Below are 16,563 nucleotides of genomic sequence, written 5' to 3'. Positions count from 1 at the left end.
TCCCCGCGCGTTTCGGGCGGGGGCAGGATCGGTGATGGTTAAGAAATCAGAACAACTCAAACGGGGCATCGTCGAGAGCCGGCACGATCGTCGGCCGGTGGCTGGCGGCGTGGTCGACTACGCCATTTGCACGCTCGGCCCCGATGGCCGGGTCATCAACTGGAACAAGGGCGCCGAGCGCATCACGGGCTATCCGGCCAAGGCGATCCTCGGCAAGCACTTCTCGGTCTTCTATCCTGCCGAAGACCGCGCATCCGGCGTTCCGGCGAGAGCTCTGCAGATGGCGCGGAAGGACAAGCACTCAGCGGCCGAAGGCTGGTCTGTCCGCAAGGACGGGTCGCGATTCTACGCCGCTGTGGTCATCGATCCGATCTACGAGAAGCGCAAGCTCGTCGGCTACGCAATGGTCACCCGCGACATCACCGAGCGGCATCAGGCGCGCGCGGATCTCGAGGCCAGCGAAAGCCAGTTCCGCCTGCTGGTGAGCAATGTCACCGACTATGCGCTCTATATGTTGACGCCGGCCGGCATCGTCGCCAATTGGAACGCCGGCGGCGAGCGCATCAAGGGCTATTCGCCCGGCGAAATCATCGGCCAGCACTTCTCGCGGTTCTATACGCCGGCCGACCAGGCTGCCGGCAAGCCCGCCCATGCGCTCAAGATCGCGGAAGAGACCGGGCATTACGTGGAGGAAGGCTGGCGGGTCCGCAAGGACGGTTCGTTCTTCTGGGCGAGCGTCGTGATTGATCCGATCCGCGATACCGACGGCAGCCTGGTCGGCTTCGCCAAGATCACCCGGGATATTTCCGAGCGGCGCGACGCGCATCAGAAGCTCGAACAGGTGCAGCGTCAGCTTGCGGAATCGCAAAAGATGGATGCGCTCGGCCAACTGACCGGCGGCGTCGCGCACGACTTCAACAACCTGCTGATGATCATCTCCGGCAATCTGCACCGGATCAAGCGCGAGGTGATGAGCGAACGGGGGACGCTTGCACTCGGCGCGATCGAAACCGCATCCGAGCGTGCCGCGTCCCTGACCAGGCAGCTCCTCACCTTCGCGCGTCGGCAGAGTGTCAATCCGCAGACCATCAACGTCGCTGACAGGATCACCGCGGTGCGAGAGGTTTTGACCAGCGCGCTCGGCGGCGCGATCAAGCTGAACATGGAGATCGGACCGGATCTCTGGCCGATCTTCGTCGATCCGACGGAATTTGAGACCGCGCTGATCAACCTCGTGGTCAATGCCCGGGATGCGATGACCGGCGGCGGCACGCTGACCGTCGCGGCGCGCAATGTCCCGGAAGCCGCCCAGGTGGTCGTCAGCATTACCGACACCGGCGAAGGCATTCCAGACGATGTCATGAACAAGGTCTTTGATCCCTTCTTCACCACCAAGCCGGTCGGCAAAGGGACCGGCCTTGGGCTGTCCCAGGTTCACGGCTTCGCGCACCAGGCGGATGGCCGGGTCGAGATTACAAGCGCGCTCGGCAAGGGCACGACGGTCAGCATCTATCTCCCGCGGGGGACCGCGGCCGCAAAGCGCACGGCTACGGGGCACAGCACGCCCGGCTTGGCCACGATCCTGCTGATCGAGGACAATCCTGCCGTCGCCGATGCGAGCACGGGCCTGCTCGAACAGCTCGGCTATACCGTGCGCTGGGCCTCGAACGCGGAGGCCGCCTTGTCGGAGATCGACGCCAACGGGATCGATGTGGTGTTCAGCGACATCGTCATGCCCGGCAGGATCGATGGACTGAAGCTGGCGCGCACGATCCGGGACAGAAAGCCCGAGCTGCCGATCCTGCTGACGACAGGCTACAGCGCGAGCGCACGCGACGTGAGGTCCGACTTTCCGGTGTTGCGCAAGCCGTACCACATCCACGACCTCAGCCGCGAACTCGCAAAGTTGACGGGGCACGGCGTCGGCAGCGCGACGAGCGGGCCATCCGGCAACGCTTCGAGCGAGTTCGATGCCACCGCGCATGACGTCGCGGCAAGACCAAAGGCGAAAGCCCGCTCCTAGTGTGTCTGAATGTGAAGTTCGTGCGATTTCGCGGCAGCCACTTTCACGAACTTCGCATTCATAAAGCACACTAGAATCATAAGTTTGCTAGTGTCCTCATCGAATCCGAAGTTCGCTCCGAAGGTGCGGCAAATGATGCGAACTTCGGATTCGGGACACTAGCTCTAAATCGAAAGGCTAGCGTTCCGCCGGCCAGCTTCGCCGCACCAATTGCACCCGCTCGATGCGGCTGCATTGCTCGCAGCGGTACTGAAGAATATCCCTGCCCTCGCTGCCCGGATGGCTGCTCTCGAGCCGCATCGTCCTGATGCAGCTGATGCAGGAGATCAGCGTCAGCAGTGGACTGCGATCGTCATTCATCGATGCCCGCGGTGGCGCGGTCGGATCGGCGATCATGGCGCTGGGCGATGCTATGGTATTGGCTCTCACCACAAGAAAATGCAGATCCTGCGGTCCCGGTTCCTTCCTTGAAACCTGATTTGGGCCTGAGCCGGTGTTCGAGGCTCCCTTCTTTGGACAAACCCCCGGATCACACCCGGGCGTTGCTGTGACCGGGCGTAGGCTTCGCCTTGTCCTTGTCCACCTTGACCTTCGCGCCGGTGCGATCCTCGAAGCTCCGGCTCAGCCGCTCCCGGACCGTGGGGAGACGCTCGCCGCCGCCGGCGGCCTTCCACCGGCCGACCAGTTGGGCCACTTCGGCTCGCATCGCCATCAGCCGGTAGGATGCTTCACTGCAATCGAGGTCGCGGTTGACCTGATCCCTGATCGACGCCTCGATCAGGGTCATCTCAGCTCGCAACGTGCTGATCTTGCGCCGAATTTCATTGATCTTGTTATCCATAGCTTGTTAGAACAAAAATAGAACATATTGTCAAGTCACGATCCAGCAAGCGAGGCAAGCAATGAGCGTGGCAGCGGTAAGATATGGTGGGGTTGCGGAGCGCCTTGGCGGGCTGATGACCCGTGCCCAGGCGCTGCGGTTGAGGAGCCTCGCCGAGGAGGCCTATCAGCCGAACCAGTACGCACGCGACCTGACATCCGAGGAAGCCGAACGGCGCATCGACGCGCTGAAGGCGGAGATCGCACTGGCGGATTCTTTCTGAACCGTCCACTCCAGCCAGGCCGGACGTCCCCTTAAGGCTTTGATATAGCGGCGCAGCTAGGTCTGTTCCTGTTATTGCTGCTTTGTCTATTGCTGCTTGGTCCTGGGGGAGCCTGACGTGCTGGAGCTGGAGAAGCGGTCGCCGCTTGCGTTCCCGATTACGCTGAAGGACGGGCGAACGCTCGCGACGGTCGGCGACGCCGCGGACTACCTGTCCGCGCTGAACCTGGATCAGCGCGAGCGCGGCTACTGGAAGACGGCGATCATGATGTTCAACAACGCCATGCGCGAGCCGGGCTATCTGAAGATCGCAACCATGAACCTCCGGTCTGCGCTCGTGTATGACCGCCTGGTCGATGACGTTGGCCCGTGATTGTGGTGCCGCGGCTACAGCCGAATCGGCGGTGGTTGCGTAAGGCGCTGTTCGTTATGGCCGCAAACAAGGTAACGGCGGTACACGCGACGGCCGGGTGCGCAATGCGCTTCAGCCGCACTCTCGGGCCGCCTTGGAGGGCCAATGGAACACCAAGGCGGCTCATTTTCTTTTCAAAGCAGTTTCGCGCGGACGAACAGCATCCGCAACGCGTTGGTCGCTTGCACCGTCAGCATGGCGTTACCGGCCGCTCTCTCGAGCGCAACCAATGCCTCGTCATGCAGCGAGCGGAACTCCATCCATTCGACGGCGCTGAGATTGCTGATGAAGCTATAGGCCTGGCCGACGGTCGCGAGCGTCACCGTCTCGCCGTTCAGCCGCACCTTGAACGTCGCCTTCAGCGGCGTGTCGGATTTGGATACGTCACCCATGGCGGGGTTGTGCGCCGCGCCGCGTTAATGTCAATCTAATTTCTCTGCGTCCGCCTCGGCGCGTCGGCCCCAATGAATCGCAATGTCTGTTAGCGTTTCGTGGGGGTGATTCGTGACTGATCTTGCCAACACAGCCTATCTCGATGCGCTCAATGCCGAGCAGCGCCGCGCTGTCGAGCACGGGGTCGGCAAGGATTGCATCGTCGGCGCGCCGCTGTTGGTGATCGCGGGCGCGGGGTCCGGCAAGACCAACACCCTCGCCCATCGCGTCGCGCATCTGATCGTCGCTGGCGCCGATCCGCGCCGCATCCTGTTGATGACCTTTTCGCGGCGCGCCGCCGCCGAGATGGCCGGCCGCGTCGAGCGCATTGCGCGCCGCGTGCTCGGCGATCGCGCCTCGGTCATGACCGACGCGCTGAGTTGGGCCGGCACGTTCCACGGCATCGGCGCGCGGCTGCTGCGCGAATTCGCCGAGCGTATCGGCCTCGACCCGGCCTTCACGATCCATGACCGCGAGGATTCCGCCGACCTGATCAATCTGGTCCGCCACGATCTCGGGTTCTCCCGCACCGAAGGCCGGTTCCCCACCAAGGGCACCTGCCTTGCGATCTATTCGCGCTGCGTGAACGCGGAGATGCCGATCGAGGCCGTGCTCGGCCAGTTCTTCCCGTGGTGCTCCGGCTGGGCCAGTGAATTGAAGCAGCTGTTCGGTGCCTATGTCGAAGCCAAGCAGCGGCAGAACGTGCTCGATTACGACGACCTCCTGCTCTACTGGGCGCAGATGGTGACGGACACCGCCCTGGCCGAGGAGATCGGCGGCCGCTTCGACCATGTGATGGTCGACGAATATCAGGACACCAACCGCCTGCAGTCCTCGATCCTGCTCGCACTCAAGCCCGCGGGACGCGGGCTCACCGTGGTCGGCGACGACGCGCAGTCGATCTATTCGTTCCGCGCCGCCACCGTGCGCAACATCCTTGACTTCCCGGCCCAGTTCAGCCCGGCCGCCGAGATCGTCACGCTCGATCGCAACTATCGCTCGACGCAGCCGATCCTGTCGGCGGCCAATGGCGTGATCTCGCTCGCAAAGGAGCGCTTCACCAAGAACCTGTGGACCGACCGGACCTCGACCCGTAAGCCGCTGCTCGTCACGATCCGCGACGAGGCCGATCAGGCCCGTTACATCGTCGAGCAGGTGCTGGCCAATCGTGAGGAAGGCACCCTGTTGAAGCACCAGGCGGTGCTGTTCCGCACCTCCTCGCACAGCGGACCGCTGGAGGTCGAACTGACCCGCCGCAACATTCCGTTCGTGAAATTCGGCGGCCTCAAATTCCTCGACGCCGCGCATGTCAAGGACATGCTGGCGCTGCTGCGCTTCGCCGCCAATCCGCGCGACCGGGTTGCAGGTTTTCGCATCCTGCATCTGTTGCCCGGCGTCGGTCCGGCCTCGGCGCAGCGGGTGCTCGACCGCATGACGGAGGCCGCCGATCCGATTGCTGCGCTCGTCGCGCTGCCCGCTCCGCCCCGCGCCGGTGCGGATTGGCGGCTGTTCGTGGAGACCATCGAGAACCTCCGCTACTCGGAATGGCCCGTCGATATCGAACGCGCCCGCCTCTGGTACGAACCGCATCTCGATCGCATCCACGAGGACAGCGAGGTACGCCGCGCCGATCTCATTCAGCTCGAGCAGATCGCCGCCGGCTACCCGTCACGCGAGCGTTTTCTCACCGAACTCACGCTCGATCCACCCGATGCGACCAGCGACCAGGCTGGCGCCACCGCTGCTCGATGAGGATTATCTGATCCTGTCGACGATCCATTCCGCCAAGGGCCAGGAATGGAAATCCGTCTATGTGCTCAATGTCGTCGACGGCTGCATGCCCTCCGACCTCGGCGCCGGCACGTCGGCCGAACTCGAGGAGGAGCGCCGCCTGCTCTATGTCGCGATGACCCGCGCCAAGGACGATCTGCATCTGCTGGTGCCGCAGCGCTTCTTCGTCCACGACCAGGCGGCCAAGGCCGACCGCCACATGTATGCCTCGCGCACCCGCTTCATCCCGGAACGACTGCTGCCGATGTTCGAGCGGACCACCTGGCCGCGCGCCGCGGCCGCGCAGGCACCCGCGGCCAACCGCGCGCCGCCGATCGACATCGGCGCCCGGATGCGCGGCATGTGGCGCTGACGCCGGTTCGAAGCTTTTCATCCGGGCTGGAACAAAGCCGCCGACCTTGCGTTGAGGCGGCGTTCGTAATCGGCAAACGACCATCCCCGACGGCTTCGGCGCGCAGTTGCAGGCTGGAGCCGTCTTTTTTGCGCCGCGTCAATTCACGCGAAAGCCAATTCACGCAGGAAACAATGTGACGGGCTGGTCGAAGCCCTTCAGGGTGTAATCGGCACCGGCTGCCGTGATCATGTCGCGGGTTCGATCCCGCACGGCCGTCGTCACAAGAATCTCGCCTGACCTGGCGGCCGCCTGCGCGCGCGCCGCGCGATTGACCACCGTGCCGACTGCCGTCAGGTCGCGGTGGGCCTGGCCGAACTCACCGAAATTGGTGTCACCGCTATCCATCCCGATTCCAATGCCGATCTCGATGTCGCCGGCGCCGATCGCCCGCACCAGCGCGTCGTGCCTGTCGCGAAAACTGCGCTGGATCTGGCGCGCCGCGAGCAAGGCCTGCACGGCATGATCGTCGCGCCGCACCGGAAAATTGAAGATCGCGAACACGGCGTCGCCGATGGTCTTGTTGAGGATGCCGTCATAGCGCCAGATCGCGGCGCGGCACAGTCGTCGTAGAACGCGTCGAGCAGCGAGGTCAGCCCGTCCTGCGCGATGGTCTGCGTCAGTGTGGTGTAGCCGCGCAGATCGGCGAACAGGATGGTGGCGTCGATGGTCACGGCGCGCGCCTTCATAATCTTCGAGAAGGCCATCTCGCAGAGCGTGCATGTGTTCGGGTTCATGCGGCTCGGCCGGACGCCGAACAGACGGAACGGCGCCGCCAAGGGACCGCGCAACGGGATCGGCATATGCAGGTTTTGCCAGCAGCCAAGGCAGATCGTTGCAGGTTCCGGAGTCATCGGCGGATCACCTGCTGTTCCAGCAACGAAACCCGACCGCCTTGGCACGCAGGTTCATGGGCGTCCCCAATCGAGATAGCCGCGCTCAGGCGGTTGCCACGAAACTCACTCCAATTCGCGACTTCTTACTCCAGATCACCTGGCACTCGTAGACGACCGAGGCGTCGCGGGCCATCACCAGGCGGAATCGGTGCGGGACGAAGGCCGGATTCTCGACCTCGATGGCCGCCCCCTCCGGCGAGATGTTCACGATCGTGCAATGCATGACCGAACCGCCCGACGAGACATAGCCGGGTTCATTGACCTCGGTTCGCGGATGCTTGCGCTTTTCGTCCACCCGGCTGCTCCCCGCTTCCTCCACGCAAACGTGGGCGATCGGCATTGCAGAAGTCAACGGCTCCGGCGGCTCACATCGGGCTTTCGCACCACCATTTGTGCGCAGCAGTACGCCGAACCGCTTATCGCGCCAATGCAGATGAGCCCCGCGTCGGCGCGGGCTTGTCGTTCGCGCTGGCACGAGGATAGCCTCATCCTATGGGCGATGCGCTGGCGCGACGCACGCTCCGGGGAACAATGAACAGGCGCCATGGGGAGACGCGCCATGTTCGAGATTCTCGATCGCCGGACGACTCTGACCGGCAACCAGATCAAGATCCTGGCGGCGGCCATCATCGGCGATGCGCTGGAATTCTTCGACTACTTCTTGATCGGCTTCGTGCTCGCGTTCCTGATCGGACCGTGGAAGCTCACCTTCGGCCAGTCGGCCACCGTGCTGATGAGTTCCGGCATCGGCGCCATCCTCGGCGCCTACCTCTGGGGCTGGCTCGCCGACCGGGTCGGGCGGCGTATCGTCTTCATCGGCACGGTGCTGAACTTCTCGATTGCGACCGGCCTGCTCTATTTCACACCCGATAACGGCTGGGTCTATCTGGCGATCCTGCGCTTCTTCGTCGGCACCGGCGTCGGCGGTCTTTATTGTGTCGACGTGCCGCTGGTGCAGGAGTTCATGCCGTCGCACAAGCGCGGCTGGGTCGGCGGCCTCGTCACCTGCGTGATCCCGCTCGGCGTCGGCCTCGGCGCGGTGCTCGGAGCCGTCATGGGAACCGATCAGTGGCGGCTGTTGTTTGCGATCGGCGTGCTGCCGTCGGTCCTGGTGCTGCTGGTTCGGATCTGGGTCCCGGAGTCGCCGCGCTGGCTGTGCCGGCAAGGACGCTATGACGAAGCCCGCAAGTCGCTGGCCTGGGCGCTGCAGGTGCCGCCGTCGGAGCTGCCGCTGCCGAGCGCGGCCGACGCCGGTCCGATCGTCACGACGAGCTGGTTCGATCTGTTCAAATATCCGCGCAGCCTGATCGTCTCCTGGCTCGGCAATGCAGGCGCGCAAACCGGCGTCTACGGCATCACGCTATGGGCCCCCGCGCTGTTCGTGCTGCTGCTGAAGGTGACGCCGCAGGAAGCCGCCAAGATGATGATCCTGCTCAGCATCACCGGCTTCCTCGGCCGCATCTCGTTCTCCTGGTTCTCGGAGCTGCTGGGGCGGCGTGTTGCAGGCGGCCTGCTCGGCTTCGGCGCCGGCGCGCTGACCATCATCGCCGGCTACCACTACGACGCGACTTTGTTCGGCATGTCGGCGTTCTGGCTGCTGCTGGCCGCCGCCTTCTTCTTCGCCGACGGCGGCTTTGCGATCGTCGGTCCCTACGCGGCTGAGGTCTGGCCGTCGCATCTGCGCACCACGGGGATGGGGTCGGCCTATGGCTTCGGCGGCATCGGCAAGATCATCGGGCCGGTCGGGCTTGCGCTGATCGTCGGTTCGAACAACTACCTCAAGCCCGACGTGCCACTGACCCAGATCCCGACCGCCTTTGTCTATCTCGGCTGCTGGTTCCTGATGGCGGGGGCCGTCTATTTGTTCTTCGGGCTCGAGACCCGGGGCAAATCGATCGAGCAGATCGACAAGGAGCTCAACGCGACGGTCGACGTCGCGGCCTCCGCAACGATCCGGCGCGCCTGAGGGAGGCGAACATGAATGTGACTTCTGCGGACCTTATCGGTGATCGCGACGTGATTGCCCGCGCCGAGGCGATCAGGGACACGGTGGCGGCCGCCTCCAACGATATCGAAACGACGCGCCGCCTGCCGCCCGACCTGCTCGACCGACTGCATGAGGCGCGGCTGTTCCGCCTGCTGCTGCCGCGTTCAAGCAACGGGATCGAGACCGATCCCGTCACCTTCTTCCATGCCATCGAGACCATCGCCAAGGCGGATGCCTCGACGGCGTGGTGCCTGAGCCAAGCCGGCGGCTGCGCGATGTCGGCGGCCTATCTCGACCTGCCGGTCGCGCAGGAAGTGTTTGCCGACCCGCGTGCCGTGCTGGCCTGGGGCCCCGGCCCGAAGGTCAAGGCGATCGAGTGCGAGGGCGGCTACCGCGTCACCGGGGTCTGGTCGTTTGCCTCGGGCGGGCGGCACGCCACCTGGCTCGGCGCGCACTGCCCGGTCTATGCCGCGGACGGCTCGCCGCGCCGGGATGCCAATGGCGAGCAGGTCGAGCGCACCATGCTGGCGCGGACCGAAGACGTCGCATGGACCGACATCTGGAACACGGTCGGATTGCGCGGTACCGCCAGCGACCAGTTCGCGCTCGACGATTTCTTCGTCCGCGCGGACCATTCGATCACCCGCGAATTCGACCGCGAGTGCCGCGAGGACGGCCCGCTGTACCGGATGAGCAACCACACCTGCTACCAGATCGGCTTTGCCGGGGTCGCCTGCGGCATTGCCCGCAGCGCGCTCGACAATTTCGTCGACGTCGCCCGCAACAAGGTGCCGCGCGGCATGAAGAAGACGCTGCGGGACAATGCGGTGGTGCAGTCCGGCCTCGCCCAAGCCGAGGTCAATCTGCGCGCCGCCCGCGCCTTCCTGCTGCAGTCGATGGCCGACATCTGGAAGGATCTGGTTGCCGGCCACAGCATCACGGTGGCACAGCGCATGACGATCCGAATGGCGGCCACGCACGCCATCCACAAGGCGCGGGAGGCCGTCGATTTCGCCTACAACACCGCAGGCGCCACTGCGATCTTCGACGGCCATCCGCTGGAGCGGCGCTTCCGCGACATCCACACCGTGACGCAGCAACTGCAGGGCCGCTTCAGTCATTTCGAGACCGTCGGCGCCTGGATGCTGGGCGTCGATGCCGACCTCAGCTTCGTTTAACCCGATTTCTCAAGGAGAAGAACCATGCCATTGGGTGGACTACAGCATTACACCATCGAGCCGCAGGATCTGGAGAAGACCAAGGCGTTCTATTGCGATGTGCTCGGGCTCGAGAACGGCGAACGGCCGCCGCTCGATTTCCCCGGCTACTGGCTCTATTCCGGCGGTCAGGCCACCGTCCATCTGATGGGCACCCGCAAGCCCCGCGACGGCATCGTGGTGCGCGGCACCGCGAAGCAATATGAGGACACCGGCCGCCTCGACCATATCGCCTTTGCCGCCAGCGACGTCGAAGCCGTGCGCAAGCGCCTGCAGTCGAAGAACGTCACCTTCCGTGAGCAGATCGTGCCGCGCACCGGCGACACCCAGATCTTCCTCTACGATCCGGACGGCGTCGGTGTGGAGCTGAACTTCCCGAAGAGCTAAGCGCCGGCGTTTTGCGGATCGCTGATTGCCGGGCAGAGCCGTCCGAAGGACATCGTCGCTTTGCCGCGCCGATGTCCCGGTCATTGACGGCTCAATCCGCGCTGGCCTCGGGCGCTGTGGATGGTTCCCGACAAGGCCCTGACTCGGCCATCACTCGGGCGTGATCCGGTCCGTTTTTCTTCAACATTGAATGACGAATTAACCGGGCCGCGCCGCTGCGGCAGAATAGCCGGGTGCTGCGCCTTTAACCTACCCCAGGGCTTGGTGGCCCGGCTATTCGTCCCCACTTGGCCGGCGAGATTTCCTCAGTCGAGCCCGCGTTCGTGGCTCAGGCGGACCATTTCGTTGATGAAGATTTGTTTCTGCTTGTCGTCGAGGCTGGCAAACAGCGGCTCGGCGGCGTCGGCGACGCCGCGCTGATCGACCGCCCGGTCATTGAGGAACTGGGCCTCGTTGCGCATCTGCTCGATGATGTCATCCGGCGGATCGCGCTGCGCCCGCGCGATGCGCAGGTTGAGTCGGTCGGCGCCGTTGTGGCCGAGATAGTGCATCGCACTGTTGAAGCCGGCCCAATTCTTCTCCTGCTCCGGCGTCAGGTTGAGCTCCTTCTTGATCCGTTCGATGTTGGCGTCGCTGTTGGCGACGATCTGTTCGGCCGTCAGCTGCGGCGCGCCGGCCTGGGTCAGCACGGTCGGCACTTGCTTCGCGCCCTTGTCCTTGGCGGCGGCCTTGGCCGACTTGGGGGCCTTGGCGCCGGCCGCCGCGCCCTGTGCGTTCTTGCCGCTGCCGGCATTGGGGTTGTTGCCATTGTTGCCGGTCAACACCCCGGTCACGCCGGTCACCACCCCGACAACGCCGCCGATGGCTCCGCCGAGAACGCCGCCGACCGGCCCGGCAGCCTTGTTGCCCTCGCGCGCCCCCTTTTCGACGCCCTGCACGATCTGCGCATCGACCATATGAGGCACTGCGAGCAACGTGACGGTGGCGGCCCCAACCGCGGCGCACAATCTCCATTGTGCGCGCAGCTTCGCTACCGGGATGAGCATGATCGGGTCTCCGTGATCGGTGGTGGATTGCGGAATTGATGCGGGAGTAGGTTCGACAAATCCGGACTTTAGCGTTTCCGGCTTCAGCAAGTCTATCGGCCGCGCCGGGCATCAACATGGCGGAACAGAGTTCGCTGAGGCTTGACCGGAAAGCTGCGGCTCAACCGCGCACCGTCTGCGACCTTGTCTCCGCGTGCGTCGCAGCATGATCGCAAGACGCGCGGCAAACCGCCGGCAACTGCAATGATGCGAACGACACTGCCTGCTATTTGACCACAACGTTAGTTCTAGTTGGCATCAGCATCTCGTTTCTCGACAGATGCCGGCAATTCTGTTCTGATCGGTTTCAACGCAATCCCGCGACGTCGCGCAAACGCGACGCACAAAAACAACAACGGGATTCAAAAAGTCTTTTGTCCGTCGGCTACCAGGGAGGGAATGCCATGTCACGGAAGAAGCTCTCGCGCCGAGAATTCGTCGCAGCGACAGCGCTGTCATCGGCCGCGCTGATTACAGCCCCCTACGTGCGTGGCGCCTACGCAGCCGGAAAGCTCTCGATGGGCTTCTGGGATCACTGGGTGCCCGGCGCGAACAGTGCGTCCACCGAGCTGGTCAATGAATGGGCTGCCAAGGAGAAGGTCGAGGTCCAGATCGACTACATCACCAGCCAGGGCAACAAGAACATCGTCACCATCGCCGCCGAGGCGCAGGCGAAATCCGGTCACGATATTTTCCAGATGCCGACATGGTGGCCGCAGGCTAACGCCGAGCTGCTAGAGCCGGTCAACGACATCATGGATCCGCTCCTCAAGCTGAACGGCGATGTCAACGGCACGGTGAAATATCTCGGCCAGGCCGGTGGTAAATGGCTCGGCGTTCCCGCCAGCGTCGGCAGCCAGATCAAGGGTCCCTGCTCACGCATCGACCTGATGAAGAAACACGCCAACATTGACGTGCAGGAGATGTATCCGGCCGGAAGCGAGCCGAAAGCCGATAACTGGACTCTCGATACCTTCCTCAAGGCGGCCGAAGCCTGCCACAAGGCTGGATTCCCGTTCGGCATCGGCCTTGGCGAAACCAGCGACAGCGTCGACACCGCCGGCGCGATCTTCCAGTCGTTCGGCGCGCAGCTGGTCGATGCCAAGGGCAATCTCACCGTCAAGACCGACGCGGTGCGCCAGGCCCTCGACTACTACAAGAAGCTGCTCGCGTTCCTGCCGCCCGATGTGTCGGCGTGGGACGACGCTTCCAACAACAAGTGGCTGGTCGCCGGCAAGGGCGCGATGATCCTGAATCCGCCGAGCGCGTGGGCGGTCGCCAAGCGCGATGCTCCGCAAGTCGCGGAGCAGTGCTGGACGCACGGGTTCCCGGCCGGGCCGAAGGGACGCTTCGCGCCCTATCTGCCGTTCTTCTGGTCGATCTGGTCGTTCTCGAAGAACAAGGAGGCGGCGAAGAGCCTGCTGACGCACCTGTCGCAACCTGCATCGATCGAGAAAATGGTGGTCGCCAGCGGTGGCTATGACCCTGCCGGCCTACGAAAAGCTCACGACCTTGAAGGTCTGGGCGGAGCAAGCGCCGCCAAAGGGGACGCTCTACCACTATCCGAACCCCTACAAGCACCAGACGCTGTCGATTGCGGCCTCGCCCGCGCCGCCCAAGATCGCGCAGCAGATCTACTTCCAGGCCACACTGACCAAGATGTGCCTGCGGTACTACCAGGGTGAAAGCATGGAAAAGACACTCGCCTGGGCCGAGGGCGAGTGCGAAGGCTTCATGCGAAGCTGACGACAAGCGAGGTCTCGCGCGACCGCCCGTAATGTTGGCCGCGCGAGGTCCCGTCTTCACATCCCAGCCGCCGAACCGGCGAGCTGTGCAACCAACCCGCGCGAGGGACCTGCGTTATGGTTGATGTCGCATTCCAATCCAACCGCGCGGCCGCTGCCCAGACGGGACGAAGGCGCGTCGGCCTGCGCAACGCGCTGCGGCGCAAGTCGATGGCCGCGTTCCTGATGACTTTGCCGCTGATCCTCCTGATCGCGATCCTGGTGCTCTACCCGGCCCTCTACTCCTTGCACCTCGCGACGCTGAACAAGGCGATGACGAAGTTCGTCGGGTTCGGCAATTTCGAGTTCCTGTTCAAGCGCGACACCTTCTGGCTGGTGGTCAAGCAATCCTGCATTTTCGCGATCTCGGCGGTGATCTTCAAAGCCCTGATCGGCTTCATCGTCGCGCATTTCGTGCACAACGTACCCGCCAACAAGCAGCGCAAGTGGCGCGGCATGCTGCTGGTGCCATGGGTGATCCCGCCGGCGATGAGCACGCTGGCGTGGCTCTGGCTGTTCGACCCCTCCTACAGCGCCTTCAACTACACGCTTTCCTTCTTCGGCATCGGGCCGATCCCGTGGACCGGCGATGCGATGTGGGCGCGCTTCTCGGTGATCCTGGTCAACGTCTGGTACGGCGCGCCGTTCTTCATGATCATGTATCTGGCGGCGTTGAAATCGGTACCCGACCAGCTTTATGAGGCGGCCGCGATCGACGGCGCCAATTGGTGGCAACGCATCTGGTACGTGACCCTGCCGATGATGCGCAACATCATCGCGATCACGACGCTGTTCTCGCTGATCGTGACCTTCGCCAATTTCGACATCGTGCGCATCCTGACCGCGGGCGGGCCGCTCGACCACACCCATATCTTCGCCACCTGGGCGTTCCGCGTCGGCATCGAGGGCAGTGATGTGCCGCTCGGCGCCAGCGTTTCGCTGTTCATGGTGCCGATCCTCGCGGTCGCGGCGATCTTCATCCTGCGCGACATCACCAAACGCGGGAACGAAGCCTGATGAGCTCGCTGACGATCGACAAGTCCGGACCGACCCGCAAGGTCAAGTACGGCAGCATGAGCCGCGACCGCGCCTGGGCGCTACGCTGGTCTTATTTCTTCCTGGTGCTGTTTGCGATCTTCTCGCTGACGCCGCCGATCTACATGCTGATCACCTCGCTGAAGAGCAGCGCCGAGATCTCGGCCGCGACCAATCCGTGGTGGGTCTATCATCCGACACTCAGCAACTACATCGAGCTGCTGACCTCGAACCAGTTCCTGCGCTTCTTCTGGAATTCGGCCTGGGTCTCGATCATCGTGGTCACCATCACGATGCTGATCAGCGTGCCGGCGGCCTTTGCGCTGGCGCGGATGAAATTCTGGGGCTCGGCGACGCTCGCGACCGGCGTGTTCCTCACCTATCTCATTCCTGACAGCCTGCTGTTCATCCCGCTGTTCAAGATGTTCGCCGTGTTCGGCGACTGGACCGGCATCCAGCTCGTCAATCGCTGGTACGTGCTGCTGTTCATCTACCCGACGCTGACGGTGCCGTTCTGCACCTGGATCATGATCGGCTATTTCGCCTCGATCCCGAAGGAGCTCGACGAGGCGGCGATCATCGACGGCGCGAGCTGGTTCCAGACGCTGACCCGGATCTTCATCCCGGTCGCGCTGCCCGGCCTGATCGCGGCCACGATCTTTGCCTTCACCGTCTCCTGGGCTCAGTTCCTCTATCCGCTGGTGTTCACGACCTCGACCGATCAGCTGGTGCTGCCGGTCGGCATCATCACGACCCTGATCAAGGGTGACGTCTTCAACTGGGGACAGATCATGACCGGCGCCCTGCTCGGCGCCGCGCCGCCGCTGATCATCTACGCCTTCCTGATGGACTACTACATTGCCGGCCTGACCGCCGGTGCGACAAAGGGTTGAACTTATGGCTGACGTCAGTTTGCGGAAGGTTGTGAAGCGTTACGACGAGGTCGAGGCGGTGCGCGGCATCGACCTTGATATCGCCGACCATGAGTTCGTGGTGCTGGTCGGGCCGAGCGGCTGCGGCAAGTCGACGACGCTGCGGATGATCGCCGGCCTCGAGGACATTTCCGACGGCGACATCATGATCGGCGGCGACGTCGTCAACGACGTGCCGCCGAAGGACCGCGACATCGCGATGGTGTTCCAGAACTATGCGCTCTATCCGCATATGACCGTTGCCGAGAACATGTCGTTCGGTCTGCGGCTGAAGCACTATCCCAAGGCGGAGATCAAGAGCCGGGTCACTGAGGCCGCCCGCATGCTTGACATCACGGATCTGATCGACCGCAAGCCGAAGCAGCTTTCCGGCGGCCAGCGCCAGCGCGTCGCGATGGGACGGGCGATCGTGCGCAATCCGAAGGTGTTCCTGTTCGACGAGCCGCTGTCCAACCTCGACGCCAAGCTGCGCGTGCAGATGCGGATCGAGATCAAGAAGGTGCATCAGAAGGTCCGCACCACGACCGTCTACGTCACCCACGACCAGGTCGAGGCGATGACGCTCGCCGACCGCGTGGTAGTGATGAACCACGGCAGGATCGAGCAGATCGGCACGCCCAACGAGCTCTACCACAAGCCGGCGACCCGGTTCGTCGCAAGCTTCATCGGCTCGCCCGCAATGAATTTCGTGCCCTGTCGGCTCGAGGACACCGGCGGCAAGCTCAACGTGCGGCTGACCGATCGCCTCGCCTTCGCGCTGCCGCCGGCACGCGCCGCCCGCTACCAGGCTCTCCCCCGCACCGACAAGCTGTTGCTGGGCATCCGGCCCGAGCACGTCATGGAGGCGCGGCCGCATGCCGAACCGGGCATCGAGCCGTTCGACGCGATGCTCGACGTCACCGAGCCGATGGGGATGGAGACCCTGGTCTATTTCACGCTCGAGGGCACCCAGGTCTGCGGCCGGGTCAATCCCAATGCCGGTGCGCAGGATGGCAGCCCGCTCCGATTGGCTGTGGACCTCAACAATATGCATTTGCTAAACGAGGTGACCGGCGTCGTCCTTTGACGGCGCACAAGAAACCTCAAGGG

15 protein-coding genes and 2 pseudogenes are annotated in these 16,563 nt (G+C 63.9%); 11 read left to right on the top strand and 6 right to left on the bottom strand.

Annotated elements, in window-relative coordinates; genetic code table 11:
* Positions 1–34: 34 nt before the first annotated feature.
* Positions 35–2,023, top strand: a complete 1,989-nt coding sequence (locus tag ACVIHF_RS15170; protein WP_456792210.1) for a PAS domain S-box protein — start codon at positions 35–37, stop codon at positions 2,021–2,023.
* Positions 2,024–2,200: 177 nt separating this feature from the next.
* On the opposite strand, the gene ACVIHF_RS15165 is transcribed toward ACVIHF_RS15170, so the two are convergent.
* Together ACVIHF_RS15165 and ACVIHF_RS15160 are read right to left on the bottom strand one after the other, a co-directional pair.
* Positions 2,201–2,383: a hypothetical protein gene (locus ACVIHF_RS15165; RefSeq protein ID WP_225646739.1), complete on the bottom strand. Its 183-nt coding sequence runs from the start codon at positions 2,381–2,383 to the stop codon at positions 2,201–2,203.
* A 169-nt stretch (positions 2,384–2,552) separates the two neighbouring features.
* Complete coding sequence (locus tag ACVIHF_RS15160) at positions 2,553–2,864, bottom strand: hypothetical protein (protein WP_092084726.1); 312 nt, start codon at positions 2,862–2,864, stop codon at positions 2,553–2,555.
* 61 nt (positions 2,865–2,925) lie between these two features.
* Between ACVIHF_RS15160 and ACVIHF_RS15155 the strand changes: the two genes are divergently transcribed.
* A complete protein-coding gene (locus ACVIHF_RS15155; RefSeq protein WP_026192767.1) occupies positions 2,926–3,126 on the top strand; it encodes a DUF3072 domain-containing protein in 201 nt (66 codons plus the stop codon).
* Positions 3,127–3,243: 117 nt separating this feature from the next.
* Positions 3,244–3,498, top strand: coding sequence for a hypothetical protein (locus ACVIHF_RS15150; RefSeq protein WP_225164411.1), 255 nt, complete (start codon positions 3,244–3,246; stop codon positions 3,496–3,498).
* A 173-nt stretch (positions 3,499–3,671) separates the two neighbouring features.
* Here ACVIHF_RS15150 and ACVIHF_RS15145 read toward each other — a convergent pair whose 3' ends face one another.
* On the bottom strand, positions 3,672–3,929 hold the full coding sequence (locus ACVIHF_RS15145; RefSeq protein WP_057018676.1) for a hypothetical protein: 258 nt from the start codon (positions 3,927–3,929) through the stop codon (positions 3,672–3,674).
* Positions 3,930–4,041: 112 nt separating this feature from the next.
* Here ACVIHF_RS15145 and ACVIHF_RS15140 point away from each other — a divergent pair.
* Positions 4,042–6,112: pseudogene (locus ACVIHF_RS15140) on the top strand (ATP-dependent helicase).
* Between the two features lie 159 nt (positions 6,113–6,271).
* Here the strand turns inward: ACVIHF_RS15140 and ACVIHF_RS15135 are convergent.
* Positions 6,272–6,874, bottom strand: a complete 603-nt coding sequence (locus ACVIHF_RS15135) for an adenylate/guanylate cyclase domain-containing protein (RefSeq protein WP_456792209.1) — start codon at positions 6,872–6,874, stop codon at positions 6,272–6,274.
* Between the two features lie 216 nt (positions 6,875–7,090).
* On the bottom strand, positions 7,091–7,387 hold the full coding sequence (locus tag ACVIHF_RS15130; protein ID WP_210262664.1) for a PilZ domain-containing protein: 297 nt from the start codon (positions 7,385–7,387) through the stop codon (positions 7,091–7,093).
* A gap of 219 nt (positions 7,388–7,606) precedes the next feature.
* Here ACVIHF_RS15130 and ACVIHF_RS15125 point away from each other — a divergent pair, with 219 nt between their 5' ends.
* The 3 genes from ACVIHF_RS15125 to ACVIHF_RS15115 are packed head-to-tail and all read left to right on the top strand — an operon-like array spanning position 7,607 to position 10,638.
* Complete coding sequence (locus ACVIHF_RS15125; protein WP_456792208.1) at positions 7,607–9,013, top strand: MFS transporter; 1,407 nt, start codon at positions 7,607–7,609, stop codon at positions 9,011–9,013.
* An 11-nt stretch (positions 9,014–9,024) separates the two neighbouring features.
* Positions 9,025–10,212: an acyl-CoA dehydrogenase family protein gene (locus ACVIHF_RS15120; RefSeq protein ID WP_456792207.1), complete on the top strand. Its 1,188-nt coding sequence runs from the start codon at positions 9,025–9,027 to the stop codon at positions 10,210–10,212.
* 24 nt (positions 10,213–10,236) lie between these two features.
* A complete protein-coding gene (locus tag ACVIHF_RS15115; protein ID WP_253608627.1) occupies positions 10,237–10,638 on the top strand; it encodes a VOC family protein in 402 nt (133 codons plus the stop codon).
* A 305-nt stretch (positions 10,639–10,943) separates the two neighbouring features.
* Here ACVIHF_RS15115 and ACVIHF_RS15110 read toward each other — a convergent pair whose 3' ends face one another.
* Complete coding sequence (locus tag ACVIHF_RS15110) at positions 10,944–11,684, bottom strand: Spy/CpxP family protein refolding chaperone (protein WP_456792206.1); 741 nt, start codon at positions 11,682–11,684, stop codon at positions 10,944–10,946.
* 443 nt (positions 11,685–12,127) lie between these two features.
* Here ACVIHF_RS15110 and ACVIHF_RS15105 point away from each other — a divergent pair.
* The 4 genes and pseudogenes from ACVIHF_RS15105 (at position 12,128) to ACVIHF_RS15090 (ending at position 16,540) form a co-directional block, all read left to right on the top strand.
* A pseudogene (locus ACVIHF_RS15105) lies at positions 12,128–13,469 on the top strand (ABC transporter substrate-binding protein).
* Positions 13,470–13,585: 116 nt separating this feature from the next.
* Positions 13,586–14,524: a carbohydrate ABC transporter permease gene (locus tag ACVIHF_RS15100; protein ID WP_028340672.1), complete on the top strand. Its 939-nt coding sequence runs from the start codon at positions 13,586–13,588 to the stop codon at positions 14,522–14,524.
* Positions 14,524–15,435, top strand: coding sequence for a carbohydrate ABC transporter permease (locus ACVIHF_RS15095; RefSeq protein WP_016847559.1), 912 nt, complete (start codon positions 14,524–14,526; stop codon positions 15,433–15,435). The genes ACVIHF_RS15100 and ACVIHF_RS15095 overlap by 1 nt, the downstream gene beginning before the upstream one ends.
* Positions 15,436–15,439: 4 nt before the next feature.
* The gene (locus tag ACVIHF_RS15090) at positions 15,440–16,540 is read left to right on the top strand and encodes an ABC transporter ATP-binding protein (RefSeq protein ID WP_253608630.1); all 1,101 of its coding nucleotides are present in this window, start codon (positions 15,440–15,442) and stop codon (positions 16,538–16,540) included.
* Positions 16,541–16,563: the final 23 nt, after the last annotated feature.

This window comes from Bradyrhizobium sp. USDA 4506 (assembly GCF_054058795.1).
Note: the sequence above shows the minus strand (reverse complement) of the source record. Positions and strands in the feature narration are given on the sequence as shown.

Excerpts from the sequence above, each read along its gene's own strand:
- ACVIHF_RS15130 (WP_210262664.1), bottom strand. The coding sequence starts at position 7,387 with ATGCCGATCGCCCACGTTTGCGTGGAGGAAGCGGGGAGCAGCCGGGTG.
- ACVIHF_RS15115 (WP_253608627.1), top strand. The coding sequence starts at position 10,237 with ATGCCATTGGGTGGACTACAGCATTACACCATCGAGCCGCAGGATCTG.
- ACVIHF_RS15095 (WP_016847559.1), top strand. The coding sequence starts at position 14,524 with ATGAGCTCGCTGACGATCGACAAGTCCGGACCGACCCGCAAGGTCAAG.
- ACVIHF_RS15110 (WP_456792206.1), bottom strand. The coding sequence starts at position 11,684 with ATGCTCATCCCGGTAGCGAAGCTGCGCGCACAATGGAGATTGTGCGCC.
- ACVIHF_RS15135 (WP_456792209.1), bottom strand. The coding sequence starts at position 6,874 with ATGCACGCTCTGCGAGATGGCCTTCTCGAAGATTATGAAGGCGCGCGC.
- ACVIHF_RS15145 (WP_057018676.1), bottom strand. The coding sequence starts at position 3,929 with ATGGGTGACGTATCCAAATCCGACACGCCGCTGAAGGCGACGTTCAAG.
- ACVIHF_RS15155 (WP_026192767.1), top strand. The coding sequence starts at position 2,926 with ATGAGCGTGGCAGCGGTAAGATATGGTGGGGTTGCGGAGCGCCTTGGC.
- ACVIHF_RS15100 (WP_028340672.1), top strand. The coding sequence starts at position 13,586 with ATGGTTGATGTCGCATTCCAATCCAACCGCGCGGCCGCTGCCCAGACG.
- ACVIHF_RS15165 (WP_225646739.1), bottom strand. The coding sequence starts at position 2,383 with ATGAATGACGATCGCAGTCCACTGCTGACGCTGATCTCCTGCATCAGC.
- ACVIHF_RS15090 (WP_253608630.1), top strand. The coding sequence starts at position 15,440 with ATGGCTGACGTCAGTTTGCGGAAGGTTGTGAAGCGTTACGACGAGGTC.
- ACVIHF_RS15120 (WP_456792207.1), top strand. The coding sequence starts at position 9,025 with ATGAATGTGACTTCTGCGGACCTTATCGGTGATCGCGACGTGATTGCC.
- ACVIHF_RS15170 (WP_456792210.1), top strand. The coding sequence starts at position 35 with ATGGTTAAGAAATCAGAACAACTCAAACGGGGCATCGTCGAGAGCCGG.
- ACVIHF_RS15160 (WP_092084726.1), bottom strand. The coding sequence starts at position 2,864 with ATGGATAACAAGATCAATGAAATTCGGCGCAAGATCAGCACGTTGCGA.
- ACVIHF_RS15125 (WP_456792208.1), top strand. The coding sequence starts at position 7,607 with ATGTTCGAGATTCTCGATCGCCGGACGACTCTGACCGGCAACCAGATC.